Genomic DNA, 19,747 nt, shown 5'->3' with positions numbered 1-19,747 from the left:
TGCCAGTGTCGATCGATCAGCGGGCATTTGCACGGCGTGACCCAATCGAGGCCGTCTTGCGTGAGGCACACTGGCGACCGGCGAATGTTCCGTTTGCCGTCAGCGCAGAAGTGAAGGGGTTGGCAACTTGGATCGGGGTGTTGGTGCTAGCGGGCGTCTTGGTGGCGCTGGGATATGTGTGGGTGCGGTTGCGGGTGGTGGAGATCGGTTACCGGCTGTCGGCGGTGCAGCAGCTTGTGGGGCGGTTGGAGCAGGAAGCGAAGGAACTCGCGGTGGAAGCTGCGGCCGCCGACACGCCGGGCCGACTGGAAGAGGAGGCGCGCCGGCGACTCGGCCTACAACGGCCGCAGCCCGAACAGCTAGGATCGCTGCAATGACCATGGCTGCCGCTCGCGGGCGCATTCAGGCGACGGCAGCGGTGTTCTGCGTCCTCCTTGGGGCCGTGATCGCGCGGGCGGTGTATCTCACAGTAATCCAAGGCCCGAACCTCAAGCAACTGGCCGTACGCCAGCATCAGCGCCGGCTGGCGGAACCACCGTCGAGGGGTGCAATTCTGGATCGCACCGGCGAAGCGCTGGCGCTAACGGTTGATGCGGCTGCGGTCTACCTGCGGCCGCGCGAGCTTACTGGCGCCCAATCGGTGCAAGCACTGGCCAGTGCGCTCGGCCTGCCACAGTCAACTATCACCGCTAAGACCAGCAGCAAGTCGCCCTTCATCTGGCTCGACCGCCAGATGTCTATCGACCGCTGGCAGGCGCTGTCCGAACTGCACTTGGCCGGGGTTGGCAGCGAGCCCAGCCGGCGCCGTCACTATCCGCACGGCCAGCTGGCTGCGCACGTCATCGGCCTGACCAACATCGACGCTCAAGGCATCGAAGGGATCGAGCTGCGCCACAATCGCAGTCTGCTCCGCCGGGTTGAGCCGCGCGCGGTGGAACATGACGCCCACGGGCGTCCCATGATGCTGAGCGCCACCCAGCCGGAGCGGCCGCAGCCAGGGGCGCGGATTGAATTGACCATCGATGCCGCCATCCAGCACGTCGCGGAAACCGAGCTGGCGCAAGCCGTAACCGCCCATCAGGCGGAAGCCGGCGCCGCCGTGGTGCTCGACCCGCGCACGGGCGAGATCTTGGCCCTCGCCAATGTGCCGACCTTCGACCCCAACGAAGCCGGCAAGGCCACGGCGGCCGCGCGCCGCAATCGCATCGTGACTGACTCCTTCGAGCCCGGCTCGACCTTCAAGACCTTCACCGCCGCCGCCGCGTTGGAAGCGGGCCTAGTGAAACCCGACGACCGCATCTACTGCGAAAACGGCCACTACGGCGTCGGCCGCCGCGTCATCCACGACCACGAGCGCTACGGCTGGCTCTCTTTCGCTGAAGTGATCCAGCACTCGAGCAACATCGGCACCGCCAAGATCGGCGAACGCCTCGGCGCCGCCCGTCTAGCTGCCGCGATCGAGGCCTTCGGCTTCGGCAAACCCACTGGGGTGGAACTGCCGGGCGAGGTCAGCGGCCTGTTACGTCCGATCGAGCGCTGGGGCCGCATTCACCTTGTAACCACTAGTTTCGGGCAAGGTATCGCGGTGACTCCCCTGCAACTCGCGAGCGCCTACGGGGCGATTGCCAACGGCGGGCTGCTGCTCAAGCCGCAAGTCGTACAACGGGTGATTACCGAAGACGGCCGGGTCGAGCGAGCACCGCGCCCGGAAGTGGTACGCCGGGTGATCAGCTTGGAGACGGCCGCCGCGCTCACAACGATGCTGCAGCGCGTGGTCGAGAGCGGCACCGGAACCAAGGCCGCCGTCGCCGGCTTCAGCGTGGCGGGCAAGACCGGCACTGCACAGAAGGTGGACCCGCACACCGGGCGCTACTCGGCGCGCGGCCGCATGTCGTCGTTTGTCGGCTTTGTCCCGGCGGATGATCCTCGCCTGGTCATTCTGGTGGTAATCGACACGCCGAAAGGCGTGACCTATGGCGGCCTAGTGGCCGCGCCCGTATTCCGGCGCATCGCCGAGTACAGCCTTGAGCGCCTGGGATTGCGGCCGCAGTTGCCACTGGTGCCCGCTTCCGAGTTGGCGGCGCTCGTGCCCCAGCCGGTGGTGTGGCAGGTCGTTGATTCCAGCGGCGGCATGCCGAGCTTCCTGGGCTTGAGCATGCGGGAAGCGCTCGTGCGTGCGCACCGCGCCGGTTGGGAAGTGCAGCTCGAAGGCAGCGGTTTTGTTGTCGCCCAAGAACCGCCGCCGGGGGCAGCGGCCGGCAACGGGCGTACGCTCCGCCTGGTATTTGGCACCCCCGCACTTTGAGATATGAGGGACGCGGAGCTGGCGCTCGCACTCGTTCCCAGCATGACTTGGACCCTCGCTGAAGTAATCGCCGCGACCGGCGGCACGGTCGCCTACGCTGCTGACCGCTCGCTGACATTCGACTCGATAGCGACCGATTCGCGCCGTCTCACGCCTGGCGCGCTCTTCATTGCCCTCATCGGCGAGACGCACGACGGGCATCGTTTCGCGGCCGACGCCTTGGCGCAGGGTGCGCGCGCCGTCCTCGTGCAGCACGTAGCCAGCGAAGTACCACAGCCCCAAGCCATCGTCGTGCCCGACACGCTCCGGGCTCTGGGCGACCTCGCCGCGTGGACCCGCCGGCGCGAGCAGCCGCTCGTAATCGCGATCACCGGCAGTAACGGTAAGACCACGACGAAAGAGATGGCGGCGGCCATCTGTGACCACGCCAGCTTTCCGGCGCCGCGTACCGGCGTAGTCAAGTCGATCGGCACCGAAAACAATCTCATCGGCGTACCGCTCACGCTGCTACGGGTGACCGGCAGCGACGCGGTGGCGGTGGTCGAGATGGGCATGAGCGTGCCGGGCGAGATTGCGCGCCTGGTCGAGATTGCCGGTCCCGATGTCGGGGTGGTCACCAATATCGGACCCGTACACCTCGCAGGCTGCGGCAGCATCGAGGGCGTGGCGGCGGCCAAGGGCGAGTTGTTTGCGGGCATGCGCCGGGACGCCACGGTCGCCGTCAACCTTGACGATGAGCGCGTGGTCAAGATCGCCGCCGGATTTCGCGGCCGGCGTATCGAGTTCGGCAGCGGCGGCGAGGTCCACGCGGCGGCGATTACCGATTGCGGTCTCGACGGCATTGCCTTCGATCTGGGCATCGGCAAACAAGCGACCCGAGTGCGCCTGCGCCTCCCCGGCCGGCACAACGTGGAGAACGCTCTGGCGGCCGCCGCGGTTACCCACGCGATCGGAGTCGACCTGGCGACGATCCGCGCGGGCTTGGAAGCGATCGCCGCGCCGCCCAAGCGGATGCAGGTGGTGAAGCTCGCCAACGGCGCCACCTTGCTGAATGATTCGTACAACGCCAATCCCGCCAACGTCGAAGCGGCGCTGCGCGTGCTGGTGCAGCAGCCCGGCCGTGCGATCGCGGTGTTGGGTGAAATGCGCGAGCTGGGCGAGGCTAGCGCGGCCTGGCACCGTCAGGTGGGAGAATTGGCGGCGCGGCTGGGCGTGCGCTTGCTGATCGGTGTGGGAGAGCAAGCCGAGGCCCTGGCCGACGGTGCCCGCGCCGGCGGCCTGGACGCCGCCGCGGTGCACGTCTGCGCCGATCCGGCTGCGGCCGCGACCTCGGTGGCCGGGTTGTGGCGAGCGGGTGACGTCATTCTGATCAAGGGCTCGCGCGGTGCCGCCACCGAAGAGGTTGTGCGCCTGCGCGGCTCCCGCATGGCGGAGGTCGTGCGGTTACTGCAAGAGGCCGGGGGCCACGCTTGATGTTATATCACCTTCTCTACCCGTTACACACCGAATACAGCGTCTTCAACGTCTTTCGCTACATCAGCTTTCGCTCGCTGCTGGCGGCACTGCTGTCGCTGACCATTTCGTTCATGCTCGGCCCTTGGCTGATCCGGCGTCTGACCGCGTTGCAGATCGGTCAGGTCATTCGCAGCGACGGTCCCGAGCGCCATTTGGGCAAGGCCGGAACCCCGACCATGGGTGGCACTCTCATCCTGTTCTCGTTCATACTCGCCACCTTGCTGCTCGCCGACCTGAGCAATCTCTTCGTGTGGGTGGCCGTGCTGGTGACGCTGGGGTTTGCGGTCATCGGCTTCATGGACGACTATCGCAAGCTGGTGCGCCGGAGCGCGGAGGGCCTGTGGGGCCGCTATAAGCTGCTCGGCCAGTTCGGCGTCGCGCTCGCGGCGGCAACGGTGTTGTACTGCAAGCCGGGATTTTCCACGACCCTGAACTTCCCTTTCTTCAAGGACCTCCACCCCGACCTCGGGCTTTGGTACATCCCCTTCGCCGCCCTGGTGCTGGTGGGTGCCTCCAATGCCGTCAATCTCACCGACGGGCTCGACGGCTTGGCGATCGGCCCGGTGATGACCACCGCCGGAACCTACGTGGTCTTCGCCTGGGTGACCGGCAACGTCAAGTACGCCGATTACTTGCAGCTCGAATACGTGGCGGGGGCGGGTGAACTGGCCATTTTCTGCGCCGCCATTCTTGCCGCTGGGCTGGGCTTCTTGTGGTTCAATGCCTACCCGGCGATGATGTTCATGGGTGACGTCGGCGCCTTGCCGCTCGGCGCCGCGCTCGGCGTTGTGGCGCTGCTGACCAAGCACGAACTGGTGCTGCCGCTGGCGGGCAGCGTGTTCGTTGCCGAGGCACTATCGGTGATCATCCAGGTGGGCTCATACAAGTTGCGGCGCAAGCGGGTGTTCCGCATGGCGCCGATTCATCACCATTTCGAGCTGAAGGGCTGGCCGGAGCCGCAGATCATTGTACGGTTCTGGGTCGTTTCCGCGATCTGTGCGATGGCGGCCTTGAGCACGCTCAAGTTGCGCTAGGGTGACTATGGATCTCGCCGGTCGTAGCGTGGTGGTCGTCGGCGCCGGCCGGACCGGGCAGAGCACGGCGCGGTTTCTGGCCGCACGCGGCGCCGCAGTGCGCCTGCTTGAACGTCAGCCCGAACGACTGGAGCGCTTGCCGTTGCCGGCCGAGATCGAGCGCATCCTCGATGACGGCACCGAGGCGCAGCTGCGGGGCGTGGAATTAGTAGTCCCCAGCCCGGGCGTGCCGCGCACTCATCGGCTCTTGCAGTGCGCCCTGGCTGCCGGCGTGCCCGTGATCAGCGAGATCGAGCTGGCGTACCGCTTCCTGCCCTGCCCTCTGCTGGCGATCACCGGCACCAACGGCAAGAGCACCACCACCACGCTGCTGGGGGCGATGCTGAGCGCGGCCGGCGCACCGGTGTTTGTCGGAGGCAATCTCGGCACACCCTTGATCGACGCGGTGCAGGAAGACGCCCCACCCTACGAGGCCGCGGTGGCCGAGATCTCGAGTTTCCAGCTCGAGTGGGTACACAGCTTTCGCCCGCGGATTGCGGTCATGCTCAATCTGACACCCGACCACCTCGATCGTTACAGCAGCGTGGAGGAGTACGCTCTGGCCAAGGCGCAGCTGCTGATGCGGCAGCGGCCGGGGGATATCGCGGTGCTCAACCGCGACGACCGCTGGGTGTGGAACCAGCGCCGTCGCACCCGGGCTACGACCATCTCGTTCGGCCGCGAGCCGGTCGAATTCGGCGGCTTCGTGGACGGCGATGACCTGGTGTACTGGGGGCCGGAGCCGCAGGCGCGGCGTTTCCCGCTCGCGCGCGTGCGGCTCCAGGGCGCACACAACCGCGAGAACATGCTCGCGGCGCTCACCGCCGCCTCGGTCTGGGGGGTGCCGGCGTCGATCGTGCAACGCGTGCTCGAACAAACCGCGGGCCTGCCGCATCGGCTGCAGTTGGTGCGCGAGCGGGCCGGGGTAAGCTATTACGATGACTCCAAGGGCACCAACGTCGGCGCGGTGATCAAGTCGCTGCAGAGCTTTTCGGCCAACGTCATCCTGCTCGCCGGCGGGTACGACAAGGGCAGCGACTTCCACGCACTGCGCCCGCTGCTTGAGCAGCGCGTCAAACGCGCCGTGCTGTTCGGCGCCGCGCGCCACAGCATCGCCGCGCAAATCACCGGTAGCGTCGAGTTCATCGAAACGCCGGCGCTGGCCGAGGCCGTGGCCGCCGCTGCCGCCGCCGCATGCGATGGCGACACGGTGTTGCTCTCACCTGGCTGCGCCAGCTTCGATGAGTTCACCGATTACGCCGCTCGCGGGCGGCGCTTCTGCGAATTGGTGGAGGCCTTATGACGACACTAGCGCTTCCCGGCATCCGGGTATTGCACCAACGATTAGTGATGCCGCGTCTCAACCGGCCCGACTGGTGGCTCATCATCGCCACCGCCGGCCTGGTCGGTCTCGGTGTGGTCATGGTGTTCAACGCCAGCTACTTCTTCGCGCTGGAAAACCATGGCGACCCGTATCTGTACTTCCGCAAGCACCTGGTCGCCATCGCCATGGGTACGGTACTGGCGGTAGCGGCTTCCAAGATCCGCATCGAGTTACTCGAGCGCGGCGTCTATGCGCTCTTGCTGCTCGGCTTAGCGGTGATCACGCTGGTATTGATCCCGCACGTCGGCATGGTGCGCGGCGGCGCGCGCCGCTGGATTGGCGTCGGCGGCTTCTCGGTACAACCGTCGGAGTGGGTGAAGACGGTGCTGGTGGTGTACTTGGCGCATTCCATTGCCCGCCGCGGCCAGCAGATGAGCGAGTTCGTCCGTGGCGTGCTGCCGCATCTGATCGTAGTCGGGCTGTTCGCCGGGCTGATCGTGGTGGAGCCGGATTTCGGCACTGCCACGATCTTGGGTCTGCTGTTAATGGCGATGTTGTTCGCCGGCGGCGCCCGCCTCAAGCATCTGCTGGCGCTGGCACTACCCGGGGTGCTGCTAGCGACAGCGGCGGTGATGCACGCCGATTATCGCATACGGCGGATCATGGCGTTCCGCGACCCCTGGAAATACAGCCGCGACCTCGGCTTCCAACTCACCCAGTCGCTGATCGCCTTTGGCTCCGGCGGCCTCACGGGCGTAGGCCTGGGCCAGAGCAAGCAGAAGTTGTTCTTCCTGCCCGAAGCCCACACCGACTTCATCTTCTCTCTGGTCGGCGAAGAGCTGGGGTTGATCGGCGTGCTGCTGGTCTTGGGGCTGTTCGGGCTGCTCGGCATGCGCGGCTTTCGCATCGCCTACCGGCACCCGGATCGCTTCGCCAGCCTGCTGGCATTCGGCCTCACTTTAGTGCTATTGCTGCAGGCGGTTGTGAATGTGGGGGTGGTGTTGGGGCTGCTTCCGACCAAAGGCTTAGCCCTTCCTTTTTTGAGCTGCGGTGGCTCCGCCATGATGGTGGCGCTCGTCCAGATCGGCATCCTGGCGGCGCTGTCGCGGCAGACGGGTTGAGGATGAGGATGATCGTAGCCGGCGGCGGGACGGGTGGGCATCTGTTTCCCGGTTTGGCGGTAGCGCAAGCGGCCGCCGCAGAGGGCGCGGCGGTGTTGTTTGTCGGCAGCCGCTACGGCATCGAAGCGCGCGTCATTCCCCAGACGACATTTCCCTTTGAAGCACTGCCGATGCGCGGCTTGCGCGGCCGCGGCTGGCGCGGCGTGGCGGACCTGCTGCAACAGCTGCCGGTAGCGCTGGTCCGCGCCTGGCGCATCCTGGGCGATTTCCGCCCGGACATCGTCGTCGGCGTCGGCGGCTATGCCTCGGCGGCCATGGTGCTCGCCGCCTGGTTGCGGCGGGTGCCACGGGTGCTGCTCGAACAAAACGCGCATCCCGGATTGACCAACCGCCGCCTCGGACGGCTGGCGCAGCGCGTCTGCACCGCCTTTACCGAAGCCGCGCCGTTCTTCCCCGCCGGGCGCACCACGCTAACCGGCAACCCGGTGCGTACGCTGGCGGCACCAGCGGCGGCACCCGGCAGCGGTTTCACCCTGCTGGTTTTCGGCGGCAGCCAAGGCGCGCACCGCCTCAACGTCGCCGCCACCGAAGCAGCCGCGATACTGCGGCGACAAATCGCCGAGCTGAGGGTAATCCACCAAACCGGCGCTGCCGACGCCGGCTGGGTGCGGCAGCGTTACGCCCAGGCCGGCGTAACCGCCGAGGTGAGTCCGTTCATCGAAGACATGGGTAGCGCTTACGGCCAGGCCGATCTCGTCGTCTGCCGCGCGGGCGCCACCACCGTGGCGGAGATCACCGCCCTGGGCAAGCCGGCGATCTTGGTCCCCTACCCCTTCGCCGCCGATGATCATCAGCGTGCCAACGCCGAGGTCTTGGTGCACGGCAACGCCGCGCAGATGCTGCTCGACCGCGAGCTCACCGGCACGGTTCTAGCTGCGCGGGTCGCCGCGTTGGCCGCCGATCCCGACGGCTTGCAGGCCATGGCTGCGGCCGCCCGCCGCCTGGCAATTCCCGATGCCGCCGCCCGCGTACTCGCCGTCTGCCGCGAGGTTATCGCCCAGGAGAGAACCCATGCCTAGCCGCTTCAACGCCCCGCGCCGTGTTCACTTCGTCGGCATTGGCGGAGTCGGCATGAGCGGGATCGCCGAGGTCCTGCTAGCTTTGGGCCATCACGTAAGCGGCTCCGATATCACTCAGAGTGCGACCACGCGCCGGCTAACCAAACTCGGCGCCCGCATCACCATCGGCCATTCGGCCGAGGTGGTGCAGCCGGATGCCGACGTGGTCGTGATTTCGTCGGCGGTGAAATACGTCAACCCGGAGATCGTCCGCGCGCGCGAGCTGAAGATCCCGGTCGTCCCGCGCGCCGAGATGCTGGCTGAGCTGATGCGGATGAAGCAAGGCATCGCGGTGGCCGGCACCCACGGCAAGACCACCACGACCTCGCTGATCGCCGCGATCCTCAAGCGCGCCGGGCTCGATCCGACCGTCGTCATCGGCGGCCGGGTGCACAGCATGGGCACCAACGCCCGCGCCGGTCAGGGTGAGCTGATGGTGGTCGAGGCTGACGAGAGCGACGGAACCTTCTTGCTGCTCTCGCCTGCGATCGCGGTCATCACCAACATCGATCCTGAGCACCTCGATTACTACGGGGACATGGAGCGGGTGAAGTCGGCCTACCTGGAGTTCGCCAATCGCGTTCCGTTTTACGGCGCGGCGGTGGTCTGCCTCGATCACGTCACCGTCCGCAGCCTGGTGCCGCAGATGCGCAAACGGGTGGTCACCTACGGCACCACCGCAGATGCCGACTTCGTGGCGCGCAACCTGTCGGTCAACGGCATGGAAACCCGCTTCGAGGCGGTGGCGTACGGGCAGCTACTCGGCGATCTCTGCGTCCGCATGCCGGGCCGGCACCACGGGCTCAATGCCCTGGCGGCAACGGCGGTGGCGCTGCAGCTCGAGGTGCCCTTCGAGTTGATCCGCGACGCGCTGGCCGAGTTCGGCGGCATCCATCGCCGCTTCGAGGTCTGTGGCACTGCCGGCGGAGTGCTGGTGGTGAGCGATTACGGCCACCACCCCGAGGAGATCCGCGCCACCATCGCCGCTGCGCGTGAGGGCTTCGGCCGCCGCCTGGTGGTGGTCTTCCAGCCACACCGCTTCACGCGCACGCGCGATTTGTTCGGTGACTTCCTCGAGGCCTTCGACGCGGTCGATACGCTGATACTCACCGAAGTGTACGCTGCGGGTGAGGTGGCGATCGACGGCGTCACCAGCGAGGTGCTGTTCTGGGCCCTACGCCGCCGTGGCCACTTGGACGTAGCTTTTATCCCCCAACGCGAAGAGGTCGTGGCGGAAGTGCAGCGGCACGTGCGCGCCGGCGACTTGGTCTTGGTGCTGGGCGCCGGTGATATTCACGAAGTCGGCGAGCAACTAGTGCGGGTGCTCGCCGGCACACAGAACGCGTGGACGATGCAGTGACAGCAGCCGACCTGACCGCCCTGCGCGCCGCCTTCGGCGAGCGCCTGCGCACCGGCGAGCCCCTCAGCCGGCACACCTCATTTCGCATTGGCGGGCCAGCCGATGCGTTCATCGAGGCCGACAGCGTGGCGGAGGTGCACGAAGTTCTCACCCTCGCTGCGCGCGCGGGTACGCCGCTGTTCGTCCTCGGCGGCGGCACCAACATTCTGGTCAGCGATAACGGAATTCGGGGCATTGTGCTCAAGCTCGGGCGGGCCTTCGCCGCCATGGAGTGGCAAGCAAACGGCTCCGGCACCAAGGTGCGAGCGGGGGCCGCGGTGCCCTTCAAGAAGCTGGTGGTCGAAGCCGCGCAGCGCCGGCTGACCGGGCTGGAGTTTGCCGAAGGGATTCCCGGGTTGCTGGGGGGCGGGTTACTCATGAACGCCGGCGCCTTTGGCGGCGAGATCGCCAATGTGGTCGAAGCCATCGAAGGCGTGGATGCTGCTACCGGCCCGCAGCAGTTGCCCAAAGCCGACCTCAGTTTCGGCTACCGCCACTTCGATCTGCCCCGCGGATGGATCGTGACCCACCTCAGCTTGCGTCTGGCGGCGGGGGATCCGGGCTCAATCCGAGACCTGATGGCTGAGTACAAGCAGCGGCGCCAACTTCATCAGCCTCTGGGCTACCCCAACGCCGGCTCGATCTTCAAGAACCCGCCGGGCCGGCATGCCGGCGAGCTCATCGAAGCGGCCGGCTTCAAGGGCCGCCGCATCGGCGGCGCAAGGGTCTCAGAGCAACACGCCAATTTCATCGTCAATCTCGGCGGCGCCACCGCGACCGAGGTGCGAGCGCTGATGAACGAAATCGCCCGCAGCGTGTGGGAGCGGTGGGGAGTTCGCCTCGATCCGGAAGTGAGACTCGTTGGCCATTGGGAGGACCCCGCCTGATGCGCCACCTAGCTCGCGGTCGCACGGCAGGTGCGCGACGGCGGCGCTCGCGCCGCACCACCAACATCCCATGGCGTCGCATCGGGCTGATCGGGGGTCTGACGGTGTGCACCGCCGGCATGGTGGCGACGATGCGGTGGGCCGTGCCGCGGGTCTGGACTGCCACCAAGAGCCATGCCTACTTCGCGCTCACCGAAGTCACGGTACGCGGCAACAGCCGCTGGGGCCGCGAGCAACTCTTGCAGTCCGCCGGTCTACGCCCGGGCATGAGCATCTGGGACGCCAACCCCTCTGCTATTCGCCTGCGCCTGCGCCTCCATGCCGATCTGGCCGATGTGCGGGTGCGGCGCGACTTTCCACACCGCCTCGTCGTCAGCGTACGCGAGCGCGTTCCCGCAGCGATCGCAGTGCTCGATGATCTTTACTTTGTGGACCGCTCGGGACAGCTGATGAACCGGTTGCGCGAAGATGACAGCCGCGACTTGCCGCTCATAACGGGCTTGGGCATCACGCCCGCCAACCGGGAAGACGTCTTGATGCTACGCCGCGCTGCCCGGATGATTCGCTTGTGTCAGCGCGAGGGCTGCGGCGCGGGCCTTTCCGAGGTCAACATCGATCCACGCCGGGGCGTCACGCTCATCCCGCTGCGCCAGCCGGTGCCGATAGTGGTTGGCTGGGGTAATTGGCGCACCAAACTGGCGCGCACCAAGCGTGTGCTGGCAGCCTGGGAAGGGCAGGAATCGCGTGTCGCCCTGTTTGACGCCACCTTCTCTGATCAGGTGGTCGTGCGTCTACGGCCCTCGCCGATCAAAACGCGGACGACGCCGCGCAGCGGCGCGAAGTCGGGAATGCGGGCCTAGTTATGGCTAAGCGGGGAGACAAGAAGGGCGAATTGCTCGTCGGACTCGATATCGGCACCGCCAAGGTAGCGGCGGTGGTGGGCGAGGTCCACGACGGCACCGTCACAGTTGCAGGTCTCGGCAGCGCCCCTTGCGACGGGCTGCGCAAGGGCATGGTGGTCAACATCGACGCTACCGTGCAAGCGATCGAGCGCGCCGTCAAAGAGGCCGAGGTTTCCGCTAGCTGCCAGATTCACAGCGTCTTCGCCGGCATCGGCGGCACCCACGTCAAGTCGTTCAACAGCCACGGCGTGGTCGCGGTGAAGAACCGCGAGGTGGCACCAGGCGACGTCGCCCGCGTGCTGGACGCGGCGCGGGCGGTGGCATTGCCGCTCGATCGCGACATCTTGCACGTGCTGGCGCAGGAGTTCGTGGTCGATGGTCAAGACGGCGTCAAAGACCCACTCGGCATGTCGGGCGTGCGCCTGGAGACCAAGGTGCATGTCGTCACCACCGCCATCGCCGCGGCCCAGAACGTGGTTAAGTGTTGCCAGCGCAGCGGTTTGCATGTGGCCGATCTAGTGCTCGCCCCGCTGGCGGCGGCAGAGGCGGCGCTGACCGCGGAGGAACGCGAACTCGGCGTCGCGCTGGTTGAGATCGGCGCCGGCACCACCAACGTGCTGGTTTTCAGCCAGGGCGCGCTCAAGCACAGCGCCGTGCTCGGCCTCGGCGGCAACCACGTCACCAGCGACATCGCCGCGGGCTTGCGCACGCCCTTCCGGGAAGCCGAGCGCCTCAAGCAGCGGCACGGCTGCGCACTGGCACGCCTGGTACAGCCCGCCGAATCAGTGGAGGTGCCCAGCGTCGGCGGACGCACGCCGCGCGTGCTGGCGCGGCAGACGCTGGCGGAGATCATCGAGCCGCGCTTCGAGGAGATCTTCACGCTGGCCCACCGGCAAATCATTCGCAGCGGCTTCGAACAGGCGCTGACAAGCGGTGTCGTCCTGACCGGTGGCGGGGCGCTGGTTGCGGGCGCGGTCGGGCTGGCGGAGCAGGTATTTCAGATGCCGACCCGGCTGGGCAGCCCGGCGACTTCGGGCAACTCGGGCAATGGCTCCGGCAACGGCGGCGGCCCGCCGCCGTTTGACGACAGCACCGGCCCACTGTTCGCCACCGCGGTCGGCCTGGTATCATACGGCGCCAAACCGCGCGACAGTGCCGCTGCGGTGCCGGAGGAGACGCGGAGATTGGGCAAGGTTCGTAGCCGCATGGTGGAGTGGATCAAGGAATTCTTCTGACGAAGAACCAACTTATTGTGGCGGGTCGGTTGTGGTAGTGGGATCCGCGGGGAGAAGGAGGATGACGATGATTGAGCTGGCGGGCAAGGAAGCGGTGGGGGCGGCGATCAAGGTGGTGGGCATCGGCGGTGGTGGCGGCAACGCGGTCAATACCATGATCGCCTCGTCACTGCCCGGGATCGAGTTCATTGCGGCTAACACCGACATGCAAGCGCTGCGGGCGAGCTTGGCCCCGACCAAGCTCCAGCTGGGCGAGCGCCTCACCAAAGGGCTGGGTGCCGGCGCCAACCCGGACGTTGGCCGCGAAGCCGCACTGGAGGACGCCGAGCGCCTGCGCGAGACTCTGGCCGGCGCCGACATGGTGTTCATCACTGCCGGCATGGGCGGGGGCACCGGCACCGGCGGCGCCCCGGTGGTAGCGCGCGTGGCCAAGGAGTTGGGTATACTCACAGTAGGTGTTGTAACCAAACCCTTTCAGTTCGAAGGCAAGAAGCGCATGCGACAGGCGGACGACGGCATCAAGCAGCTGCGCGATGCGGTCGATACGCTCATCGCCATCCCCAACCAGCGGCTGCTCGCCGTCGCCGGCCGCAACACCTCACTGCTGGATACCTTCAAGAAGGCCGACGACATCCTGCTGCAAGCGGTCCGGGGCATCTCCGACCTCATCACCGTACACGGGCTCATCAACCTCGACTTCGCCGACGTGCGCGCGATCATGTCCGAGATGGGTATGGCGATGATGGGTTGCGGCATCGCCACCGGCGAGAACCGGGCGATCGAGGCGGCGCAGAAGGCGATTGCCAGCCCGCTACTCGAGGATATTTCGATTCACGGCGCTCGCGGCGTGCTGATCAACATCACCGGCAGCCCCAACCTGTCGCTGCACGAAGTCAACGACGCCGCCTCGCTCATCCAGGAGGAGGCGCACGCCGACGCTAACATCATCTTCGGCGCGGTGATTGACGAACGCATGGGCGATGAGATCCGCATCACCGTAATCGCCACTGGGTTTGGCGAGGCTGGCGTTGAGCTGCGCCAGCCGCCACTGAGCGCACTGCCACCCACCAACGGCAACGGCCTCCGCGAGCCGCAGCCGCAGCACGACGCCAGCCCACCGCCGCCAGCCGAACCGCGGCCGGCAACTCTCCGGCCGTCGCCGCCGCCACCAGCCACGACTGCGGCTCCGCGTCGAATCGTGCGTATGGGCACGATCATAGATGACACCGAGTCGCCGACCTGGCAGCGACCTAAGTCGCTCGACCGCATGGACCAACGGGTCGAGCAGGTGCAGGGTTTCACGATCTCCGAAGAGGACGACGCCGCCTACGACATTCCGGCGTTCCTGCGCAAGCAAGCCGAGTAGCACTCAGGGCGCAGCGTCACTCTGCGCCCCTGGCGCCGCACCGGCCAAGCGCACCATCCCGTTCGGGCTGACTTCGAGGTCCTTCATGCGGCGCAGCCTCGTCACCAGGCGTGGTGATCCCGGCGGGCGCGTGAACCCTTCGGCCTTCAAAGCGTTGGCCAGGATGTCCAAATTCACCCAACGCTCCGAGCTTCCACCAACCAGCCGCGTCAACACGGCAACAATCTGGGCATGGGGAGCTGCGTGGGCTTCTTCGTGGGCCGACTCCGGGCGCGTTGCCGCTGCCGTCGCCGCACGCGCAGGCGGATTCGGCACCGCGGCCGTAACCGTGCGGATTGGAGCCGCGCCTGCCGCCGGCGCGGCTGTGTGCTGCGTGTGGGTCTCCCCCGCACGGCGTCCGCGGCCACCACGCCGGCGGCGGCGCCGGCGGCCCTCGGCGGTCGCCGGTGACTCTGCCGCGGCCGGCGCCGCTCGATACGAAACGCGTTGAAAACGCACGCCTCGAGCCGCTGCGGCATCACCGACGGCATCAAAGGCACGGTCGTCGGAAACAACCTCGAGGCTGTCGCCGGGCAGCGCGGTACCGAGCCAGCACCCAGCAGCCACAGCGATCCAGAGGTCGCTCCAATCGCGCACGCCAGTAGCCGGGGCACTGTGAACAAGCTGCACCCCCATGGCAGCCAGATGGCGCGCCAAACGCTGCCCCACAGACTTCCAGTTGCCAACCGCGGTCAACTCGGTCGGTTCCGCCAGCCGATCCACCTTGAGAGCGTCCAACACCCCCATCAGATCGGCCTCGCTGCTGGTGTTCTCAACGTCGATGAAGATCGCGCGGCGGGGTTGGCGCGCGGCCGGCTCCCGCACCGCGGCTTTACGCAACGGTCGCTCGCGCTTGCGGCCGGCAGCCGCCGCCCGCTTGGGAGGTGCGGCCTTGCGGGCCAGCGCCTTCTTACGCACCGGGGCACTTTTGCGCGCCGGCGCCACCTTCGATTTCACTGTCTTCTTTGGCATCTTACCTTGCTTGATCTGAGATTGTGCCGGCGCCGACTACTGCACCAGTCAGCACCACCGCCTCACCGACCTGAGCCTCGCGAGCGCTCACGCAAATAGCGCAGGATCCGAAAATGCAGATACGTCAGCAGCGCGGCAATCGGGATGCCGAGGCCGAATACTACCACTAGCTGGCGCGTCCCTTCCGTCATCCTGCCTCAACTCGCCCCCACGCCCGCTCAGAGCTTGAACTCCTTGTCCTGCTCGCGCTCGTGTGATCCAGCCTCCGGCTCACTGGGCACGAGCTCGTTGAGCTTGCGAAAAACCACCTCGATCAGCTTATCGAGCCGGCGATACTCACCCGAGTGCGCAGCGGCGCGCGCCACACTGACCGCCAAGCGCAGCTTCTCATCCCTGGTCATCGTTCCTCCCGCCCATACGGCGTGCACCCCCACGCCTTATACGCGCCGCGTTGCTGAACGACAACCGCACTTCGCGCCTACCTGGCTCCCAGCTCAGCGCCCCCACGAGGTAACATCGAGAGGCCGCCGCACCTCACCGGTCCTACGCCACAACATCCAGCGTCCACACCGCGTGCAAGCTTGCTACAAAACAAAAAGGGCGAGGCCCTTTGGGCCCCGCCCTTTTTGCAAGCACTTTCGGCTTTGCAGCTACGGCAACGTGATTACATCTGCCGACGCGCGCCGGCCCTGGTAATGCACGTTGGTATCGGCCTGCTGGCCGGTGGAGAGCATCGTTGCCGGATCAACGCCGTGGGATTCAAGCTGGATTGCCAGCAGCCCAGCCCCGATCGGCGTCACGCGCGTCTGCCCGACCAACGAGCCGGCGATTCCCACGCTGAAGATCGAGTTCGCCGGCTGCGTGGTGTCAATGCTGGACAGCCCGGTGGCGCGGAAGCATGGCACAGTGTTGCTGGTTGAGAACCGCTGCTCGAACTCGTTGAACACCAGGTACTGAGCTATTGCGGTACCGGGGATCTGCTGCAGCAGATTCTGCGTGCACGGCACGAATACCGGCCAGGTCATAACCTGGAGAGCGGTGTTGGCCGGGTTGGTGGCAAAGTCGAAGAAGTGGTTGAAGATGAGCACGTTGGGGCAGCCTTCGTACTCGCCGCCTTCGGTCTGAAGAGTCAGCACATTGGCTCTGCCGTCGTCCACCGGGTCTGCCAGCGCGCGGATTCCAATGGCGTTGTACTTGCCCACATCCAGACGCGTGCCGGTGGCGTTCTCCAGCGTAGCCTCGCCCTTCAGGACGTTAGCGCCGCTCCCAGAGAGCGGCTCACCGGTGTCGGAGTCGATCGCCACGCACTTCAACTCGCCGACAAAGGGCGTTTCCGGCACCGGCAGGATTCTCGTTCCCGCATTGCTGGTCGGGCGACCCGAGGAATCCACTGCACCCAGCCGCGCTCTTCCGTCTAGCGGAATGCAGCGCTCGCCGGGTGTTTGCGTCGGCGTACAGAACGCCGACAGACCTTCGGATGCGATCCAAGCGATCGGCTGACGCGGCGTCAGAACAATGTTGAAGTCGGTTTCATTCCACGCCGGCAGGCAGAGACCACAGCCGCCGCCGCCGCAGCACTGAGCGCCGTACTGGCAGATACTGCCGTCGTTGGTGCAATGGCTGTTGGCGTTCAGGTAGAAGCAATGAGCCTCGACCGGGCTGCTGCTCGTGTTGCTGAGTTGGATCAATGTATCTTCAGCATACGGCGTAAGACTTGGGGCAGCGGGGTCGCTCACGCTCACCAGCGGCCAGACCACGATCGCCGCTGCCTGATCCGAGGTCACGTCCGCTCGCACGCCGTGCGAGGTCGCCAGCAGGGCCACCGCTATCGTCCAGCTTTCCCATCTCACCTTGCGCATATTCCTCTCCTTTCCCTATCCCCTGGACGTCGGCTCGGTCACGGTTCTGTGCGTAGGTCCGGCTGCAGGGTAATCAGATCCTGCCCAGCGCGCTCACCCTCGACGTGCGCGTTGACCGCCGCTGACGCCGTTCGCGCGACCCCCCCCGCTGGAATCGTAGCGGAGTGAAATTCCTCCGCGACGAGCAGCACGCCACCCTCTCCGACAGCGCGGATTCGCGTCTGCGCGAAGTCGGTGTTCAGAGCCGCGCGCGTGAAGGCACTCGAGTTGATGTCTTCTAGGGTGGTGTTCCCCCAGCAAGTGACGGTGGTCGAGGCAGAAAACGTCGTCTCGAACTCGTTCGTCACCAAGAATTGCAGCGTAACTGCTGTCGGTGTCCGGTTCTCGAAGTCTTCCGTGCATGGCACCACCGTGATCTCGGTGTTCACTGAGCTGCTGCCAGCAGCGCCAGCGTTCTCGGCGATCGGGTCTAGCGCCCCTTCCGAGAAGTGATTGAGCACCCAGATATTCGGGCATCCGTTGTATTCGGCGCCGTCGGGGCAATTTTCCGACTCAGCCCCGCCGAGGCACAGGAAGTTGTCGTCGTTGAGTCTGTCGGGATCGGCTAGGATTCCGATTCCGTTGTACTTGGCAACGTCACCGGTAACGGTGTCGACCAGCGTCGCCTCGCCCTTGAGGTGGTTGCCGGCGGTCGGGACCACCGAACTGTCGACCTCGATGCATTTCAGCTCACCCGTGAAGTCCACCGGAACCGGCGGTACGAAGCCGGGGTCAATACCGGCGCCGTAGCAGGCCGTGACGGTCGGATCGCAAGGTGCGTCCGTCGGGTTGGCCGGGCGGCCTGCCGAGGCGATCCAGACGGTCGGCTGCTGACGCGTGAGCCAGATATCAAAATCTAGCTCGGTCCACACCGGCACGGGCGGCAGCAGCGGGTTGGGATTGGGTCCCAGCGCGCCATTGACGTAAATGCAATGCGCGTGGACCATCGAGTTGTTGGTATTGGTTATCTGGACGATGGTGTCCCTCGTGGCGGTGCTAATCACCTTCGGAAACACCAGGATCGACGCACTGCGTTCGGTCGTCACGTCGGCTCCAGCTGTGCCAGCCAGCAGCGCCAGCGCGCCCGCCACCGCCAGCGCACGCCTCATGAACCCGATTCGCTCTTGCTGCCTACGCATTACCCTCCTCCTTTCAATCACTCAGCGCCGAAATGGGCGTGGCGCAAAACCCCCCAAATAGGTGTCGGCCTTATATCGACGGGGTCACAACTTGTCAAGTCAAAAGCGACCTTTGAAGCCCTCTCCGCCAAAGAAATCATTCCGGGGGCAGCCAAATCAGGTCGGCCTGGGGCCGCCGCCCTTGGGAATGCAGGTTAAAGGATGCCGAGCTCACCACCGCGCAATTGTCCAGCGGACTGCCGGCGGCGCAGCGGAATTCCCGGGCAACCCCCACCATGGCATGGCCGTGGTCGTCGTCGCTGTCGGCGACCCCCCGGATACGGGTTTGCCCGGTCATCGTACCATTCACCGCCGCACTGAAGATCGAGTTGGCGTTGAAATCTGTATCAATCTTGGAAATCTGGAATTCCTTGAAGCAATTCACCCGCCGGCTGGTTGAAAAACGCTGCTCGAACTCGTTGAAAACCAAGAACTGTACTGTAGTCGGCGTCGGGCTCTGGCGCAGGTAATCTTGGCTGCAGGGCACCAAAGTCAGGTCGGTCACCACCGGCAGCTCGGCGATCGGATCAACGGCACCGTCAAAAAAATGATCGAGGATCAAGATGTTGGGACAGCCGTCGTACTCTGGGCCGGTGCTGGGGCAGTTGTCGTTTCGCCCGCATTGGGTGGTGCAGGTCTCGCCGGCGGGGCATTCGGCGTCCGAGAAGCAACTCCGGCTGCGGGTCAGCCGGCACTGCCCCGGGCTGCAACCGCCCAAACAGAGCGTGTTGTCGCGATCGTTGCGGCCGGCAATGGCCTGGAAGCCGATCCCGTTGTAGCCCTCCACATCCACCTGCGTCGGCACCCCGATCTGGCCGGAATGCACGATCAGCGCTTCCCCCTTGAGATCGTTGCGGTCCACCGGGGCGCCGGTATCGTCCACTGCGATGCATTGGAGGTAACCGATGAACTCATCATGTGGCACGGGCAGAATGTTGCTCCCCTTGTTGCTCTGGCCTCCCGGTCCGACCTGGGTAATCCCGTCGAGTCGAAAACAAGGCTGGTCTGGGTCGGCGGTCGCCCTGCAATCCCGCATTCCTTGGGAGATACGCCAGCCGATCGGCTGGCGGGCGGTCAACACGATGCGAAAGTCGGTTTCATTCCAGCGATCGTCAACGCACTGCCCAGTGCAGCGATCGGGCGCGCCGATGGCAACGATGCAGTTGCCCGTTCCGTTAACGCAGCGCGGTGTCGCATCAACCCAGAAGCAGTGCAGCGTCAACGGATTTTGGGACGTATTGCTCAGCCGCACCAGGGTATCAATGCCGTTGTCGAGATCCACCGTCAGCTTCGGCAGCAGCACGATGGCGGCGGCCTGATCGGACGAAATCTCTGCCCGCACCACTCCGGCCAGCAGCAGGCTTGCCGCTGCGGCAGCCAGCACTCGCCCCACCCGCATGCTTCGGCTCCTCATC

17 protein-coding genes are annotated in these 19,747 nt (G+C 66.1%); 12 read left to right on the top strand and 5 right to left on the bottom strand.

Annotated elements, in window-relative coordinates; translation table 11 throughout:
- Positions 1 to 5: 5 nt before the first annotated feature.
- The 12 genes from HY699_16315 (at position 6) to ftsZ (ending at position 14,245) form a co-directional block, all read left to right on the top strand.
- The gene (locus HY699_16315; protein MBI4517369.1) at positions 6 to 377 is read left to right on the top strand and encodes a cell division protein FtsL; all 372 of its coding nucleotides are present in this window, start codon (positions 6 to 8) and stop codon (positions 375 to 377) included.
- Positions 374 to 2,305, top strand: a complete 1,932-nt coding sequence (locus HY699_16310) for a transpeptidase family protein (GenBank protein ID MBI4517368.1) — start codon at positions 374 to 376, stop codon at positions 2,303 to 2,305. The genes HY699_16315 and HY699_16310 overlap by 4 nt, the downstream gene beginning before the upstream one ends.
- A gap of 3 nt (positions 2,306 to 2,308) precedes the next feature.
- Positions 2,309 to 3,778, top strand: a complete 1,470-nt coding sequence (locus HY699_16305; GenBank protein ID MBI4517367.1) for a UDP-N-acetylmuramoyl-tripeptide--D-alanyl-D-alanine ligase — start codon at positions 2,309 to 2,311, stop codon at positions 3,776 to 3,778.
- Complete coding sequence (locus tag HY699_16300; protein ID MBI4517366.1) at positions 3,778 to 4,854, top strand: phospho-N-acetylmuramoyl-pentapeptide-transferase; 1,077 nt, start codon at positions 3,778 to 3,780, stop codon at positions 4,852 to 4,854. Before HY699_16305 ends, HY699_16300 begins: the two co-directional genes overlap by 1 nt.
- A gap of 7 nt (positions 4,855 to 4,861) precedes the next feature.
- Positions 4,862 to 6,196: a UDP-N-acetylmuramoyl-L-alanine--D-glutamate ligase gene (murD, locus tag HY699_16295; protein ID MBI4517365.1), complete on the top strand. Its 1,335-nt coding sequence runs from the start codon at positions 4,862 to 4,864 to the stop codon at positions 6,194 to 6,196.
- Positions 6,193 to 7,338 carry a putative lipid II flippase FtsW gene (gene ftsW / locus HY699_16290; protein ID MBI4517364.1) on the top strand — a complete coding sequence of 382 codons (1,146 nt, stop codon included), beginning with the start codon at positions 6,193 to 6,195 and terminating at the stop codon, positions 7,336 to 7,338. Before murD ends, ftsW begins: the two co-directional genes overlap by 4 nt.
- Before the next feature lie 8 nt (positions 7,339 to 7,346).
- Positions 7,347 to 8,417, top strand: a complete 1,071-nt coding sequence (murG, locus tag HY699_16285) for an undecaprenyldiphospho-muramoylpentapeptide beta-N-acetylglucosaminyltransferase (GenBank protein MBI4517363.1) — start codon at positions 7,347 to 7,349, stop codon at positions 8,415 to 8,417.
- Entirely contained in the window at positions 8,410 to 9,816 is a 1,407-nt protein-coding gene (locus HY699_16280; protein ID MBI4517362.1) for a UDP-N-acetylmuramate--L-alanine ligase, read from the top strand. The genes murG and HY699_16280 overlap by 8 nt, the downstream gene beginning before the upstream one ends.
- Positions 9,813 to 10,742, top strand: a complete 930-nt coding sequence (gene murB / locus HY699_16275; protein ID MBI4517361.1) for a UDP-N-acetylmuramate dehydrogenase — start codon at positions 9,813 to 9,815, stop codon at positions 10,740 to 10,742. Before HY699_16280 ends, murB begins: the two co-directional genes overlap by 4 nt.
- Positions 10,742 to 11,602, top strand: coding sequence for an FtsQ-type POTRA domain-containing protein (locus HY699_16270; GenBank protein ID MBI4517360.1), 861 nt, complete (start codon positions 10,742 to 10,744; stop codon positions 11,600 to 11,602). Before murB ends, HY699_16270 begins: the two co-directional genes overlap by 1 nt.
- Positions 11,603 to 11,604: 2 nt before the next feature.
- On the top strand, positions 11,605 to 12,879 hold the full coding sequence (ftsA, locus tag HY699_16265; protein MBI4517359.1) for a cell division protein FtsA: 1,275 nt from the start codon (positions 11,605 to 11,607) through the stop codon (positions 12,877 to 12,879).
- 67 nt (positions 12,880 to 12,946) lie between these two features.
- A complete protein-coding gene (gene ftsZ, locus HY699_16260) occupies positions 12,947 to 14,245 on the top strand; it encodes a cell division protein FtsZ (protein ID MBI4517358.1) in 1,299 nt (432 codons plus the stop codon).
- A 3-nt stretch (positions 14,246 to 14,248) separates the two neighbouring features.
- On the opposite strand, the gene HY699_16255 is transcribed toward ftsZ, so the two are convergent.
- From HY699_16255 to HY699_16235, 5 genes are all read right to left on the bottom strand, one after another.
- On the bottom strand, positions 14,249 to 15,256 hold the full coding sequence (locus HY699_16255) for an NYN domain-containing protein (protein MBI4517357.1): 1,008 nt from the start codon (positions 15,254 to 15,256) through the stop codon (positions 14,249 to 14,251).
- A 218-nt stretch (positions 15,257 to 15,474) separates the two neighbouring features.
- Entirely contained in the window at positions 15,475 to 15,657 is a 183-nt protein-coding gene (locus HY699_16250; protein MBI4517356.1) for a hypothetical protein, read from the bottom strand.
- Between the two features lie 249 nt (positions 15,658 to 15,906).
- Entirely contained in the window at positions 15,907 to 17,115 is a 1,209-nt protein-coding gene (locus HY699_16245; protein MBI4517355.1) for a hypothetical protein, read from the bottom strand.
- Positions 17,116 to 17,153: 38 nt separating this feature from the next.
- Positions 17,154 to 18,293: a hypothetical protein gene (locus HY699_16240; GenBank protein MBI4517354.1), complete on the bottom strand. Its 1,140-nt coding sequence runs from the start codon at positions 18,291 to 18,293 to the stop codon at positions 17,154 to 17,156.
- Positions 18,294 to 18,429: 136 nt separating this feature from the next.
- Positions 18,430 to 19,731 carry a hypothetical protein gene (locus HY699_16235; GenBank protein MBI4517353.1) on the bottom strand — a complete coding sequence of 434 codons (1,302 nt, stop codon included), beginning with the start codon at positions 19,729 to 19,731 and terminating at the stop codon, positions 18,430 to 18,432.
- Between the last annotated feature and the right edge of the window lie 16 nt (positions 19,732 to 19,747).

This window comes from Deltaproteobacteria bacterium (assembly GCA_016210005.1).
Classification (GTDB): domain Bacteria; phylum Desulfobacterota; class Binatia; order HRBIN30; family JACQVA1; genus JACQVA1.
The sequence above is the reverse complement of the archived record's forward strand: the minus strand, read 5'-3'. Positions and strand labels throughout refer to the sequence as shown.

Excerpts from the sequence above, each read along its gene's own strand:
- HY699_16250 (MBI4517356.1), bottom strand. The coding sequence starts at position 15,657 with ATGACCAGGGATGAGAAGCTGCGCTTGGCGGTCAGTGTGGCGCGCGCC.
- HY699_16270 (MBI4517360.1), top strand. The coding sequence starts at position 10,742 with ATGCGCCACCTAGCTCGCGGTCGCACGGCAGGTGCGCGACGGCGGCGC.
- HY699_16255 (MBI4517357.1), bottom strand. The coding sequence starts at position 15,256 with ATGCCAAAGAAGACAGTGAAATCGAAGGTGGCGCCGGCGCGCAAAAGT.
- murG (MBI4517363.1), top strand. The coding sequence starts at position 7,347 with ATGATCGTAGCCGGCGGCGGGACGGGTGGGCATCTGTTTCCCGGTTTG.
- HY699_16300 (MBI4517366.1), top strand. The coding sequence starts at position 3,778 with ATGTTATATCACCTTCTCTACCCGTTACACACCGAATACAGCGTCTTC.
- murD (MBI4517365.1), top strand. The coding sequence starts at position 4,862 with ATGGATCTCGCCGGTCGTAGCGTGGTGGTCGTCGGCGCCGGCCGGACC.
- HY699_16310 (MBI4517368.1), top strand. The coding sequence starts at position 374 with ATGACCATGGCTGCCGCTCGCGGGCGCATTCAGGCGACGGCAGCGGTG.
- HY699_16245 (MBI4517355.1), bottom strand. The coding sequence starts at position 17,115 with ATGCGCAAGGTGAGATGGGAAAGCTGGACGATAGCGGTGGCCCTGCTG.
- HY699_16280 (MBI4517362.1), top strand. The coding sequence starts at position 8,410 with ATGCCTAGCCGCTTCAACGCCCCGCGCCGTGTTCACTTCGTCGGCATT.
- HY699_16235 (MBI4517353.1), bottom strand. The coding sequence starts at position 19,731 with ATGCGGGTGGGGCGAGTGCTGGCTGCCGCAGCGGCAAGCCTGCTGCTG.
- ftsW (MBI4517364.1), top strand. The coding sequence starts at position 6,193 with ATGACGACACTAGCGCTTCCCGGCATCCGGGTATTGCACCAACGATTA.
- ftsA (MBI4517359.1), top strand. The coding sequence starts at position 11,605 with ATGGCTAAGCGGGGAGACAAGAAGGGCGAATTGCTCGTCGGACTCGAT.
- HY699_16305 (MBI4517367.1), top strand. The coding sequence starts at position 2,309 with ATGAGGGACGCGGAGCTGGCGCTCGCACTCGTTCCCAGCATGACTTGG.
- ftsZ (MBI4517358.1), top strand. The coding sequence starts at position 12,947 with ATGATTGAGCTGGCGGGCAAGGAAGCGGTGGGGGCGGCGATCAAGGTG.
- HY699_16240 (MBI4517354.1), bottom strand. The coding sequence starts at position 18,293 with ATGCGTAGGCAGCAAGAGCGAATCGGGTTCATGAGGCGTGCGCTGGCG.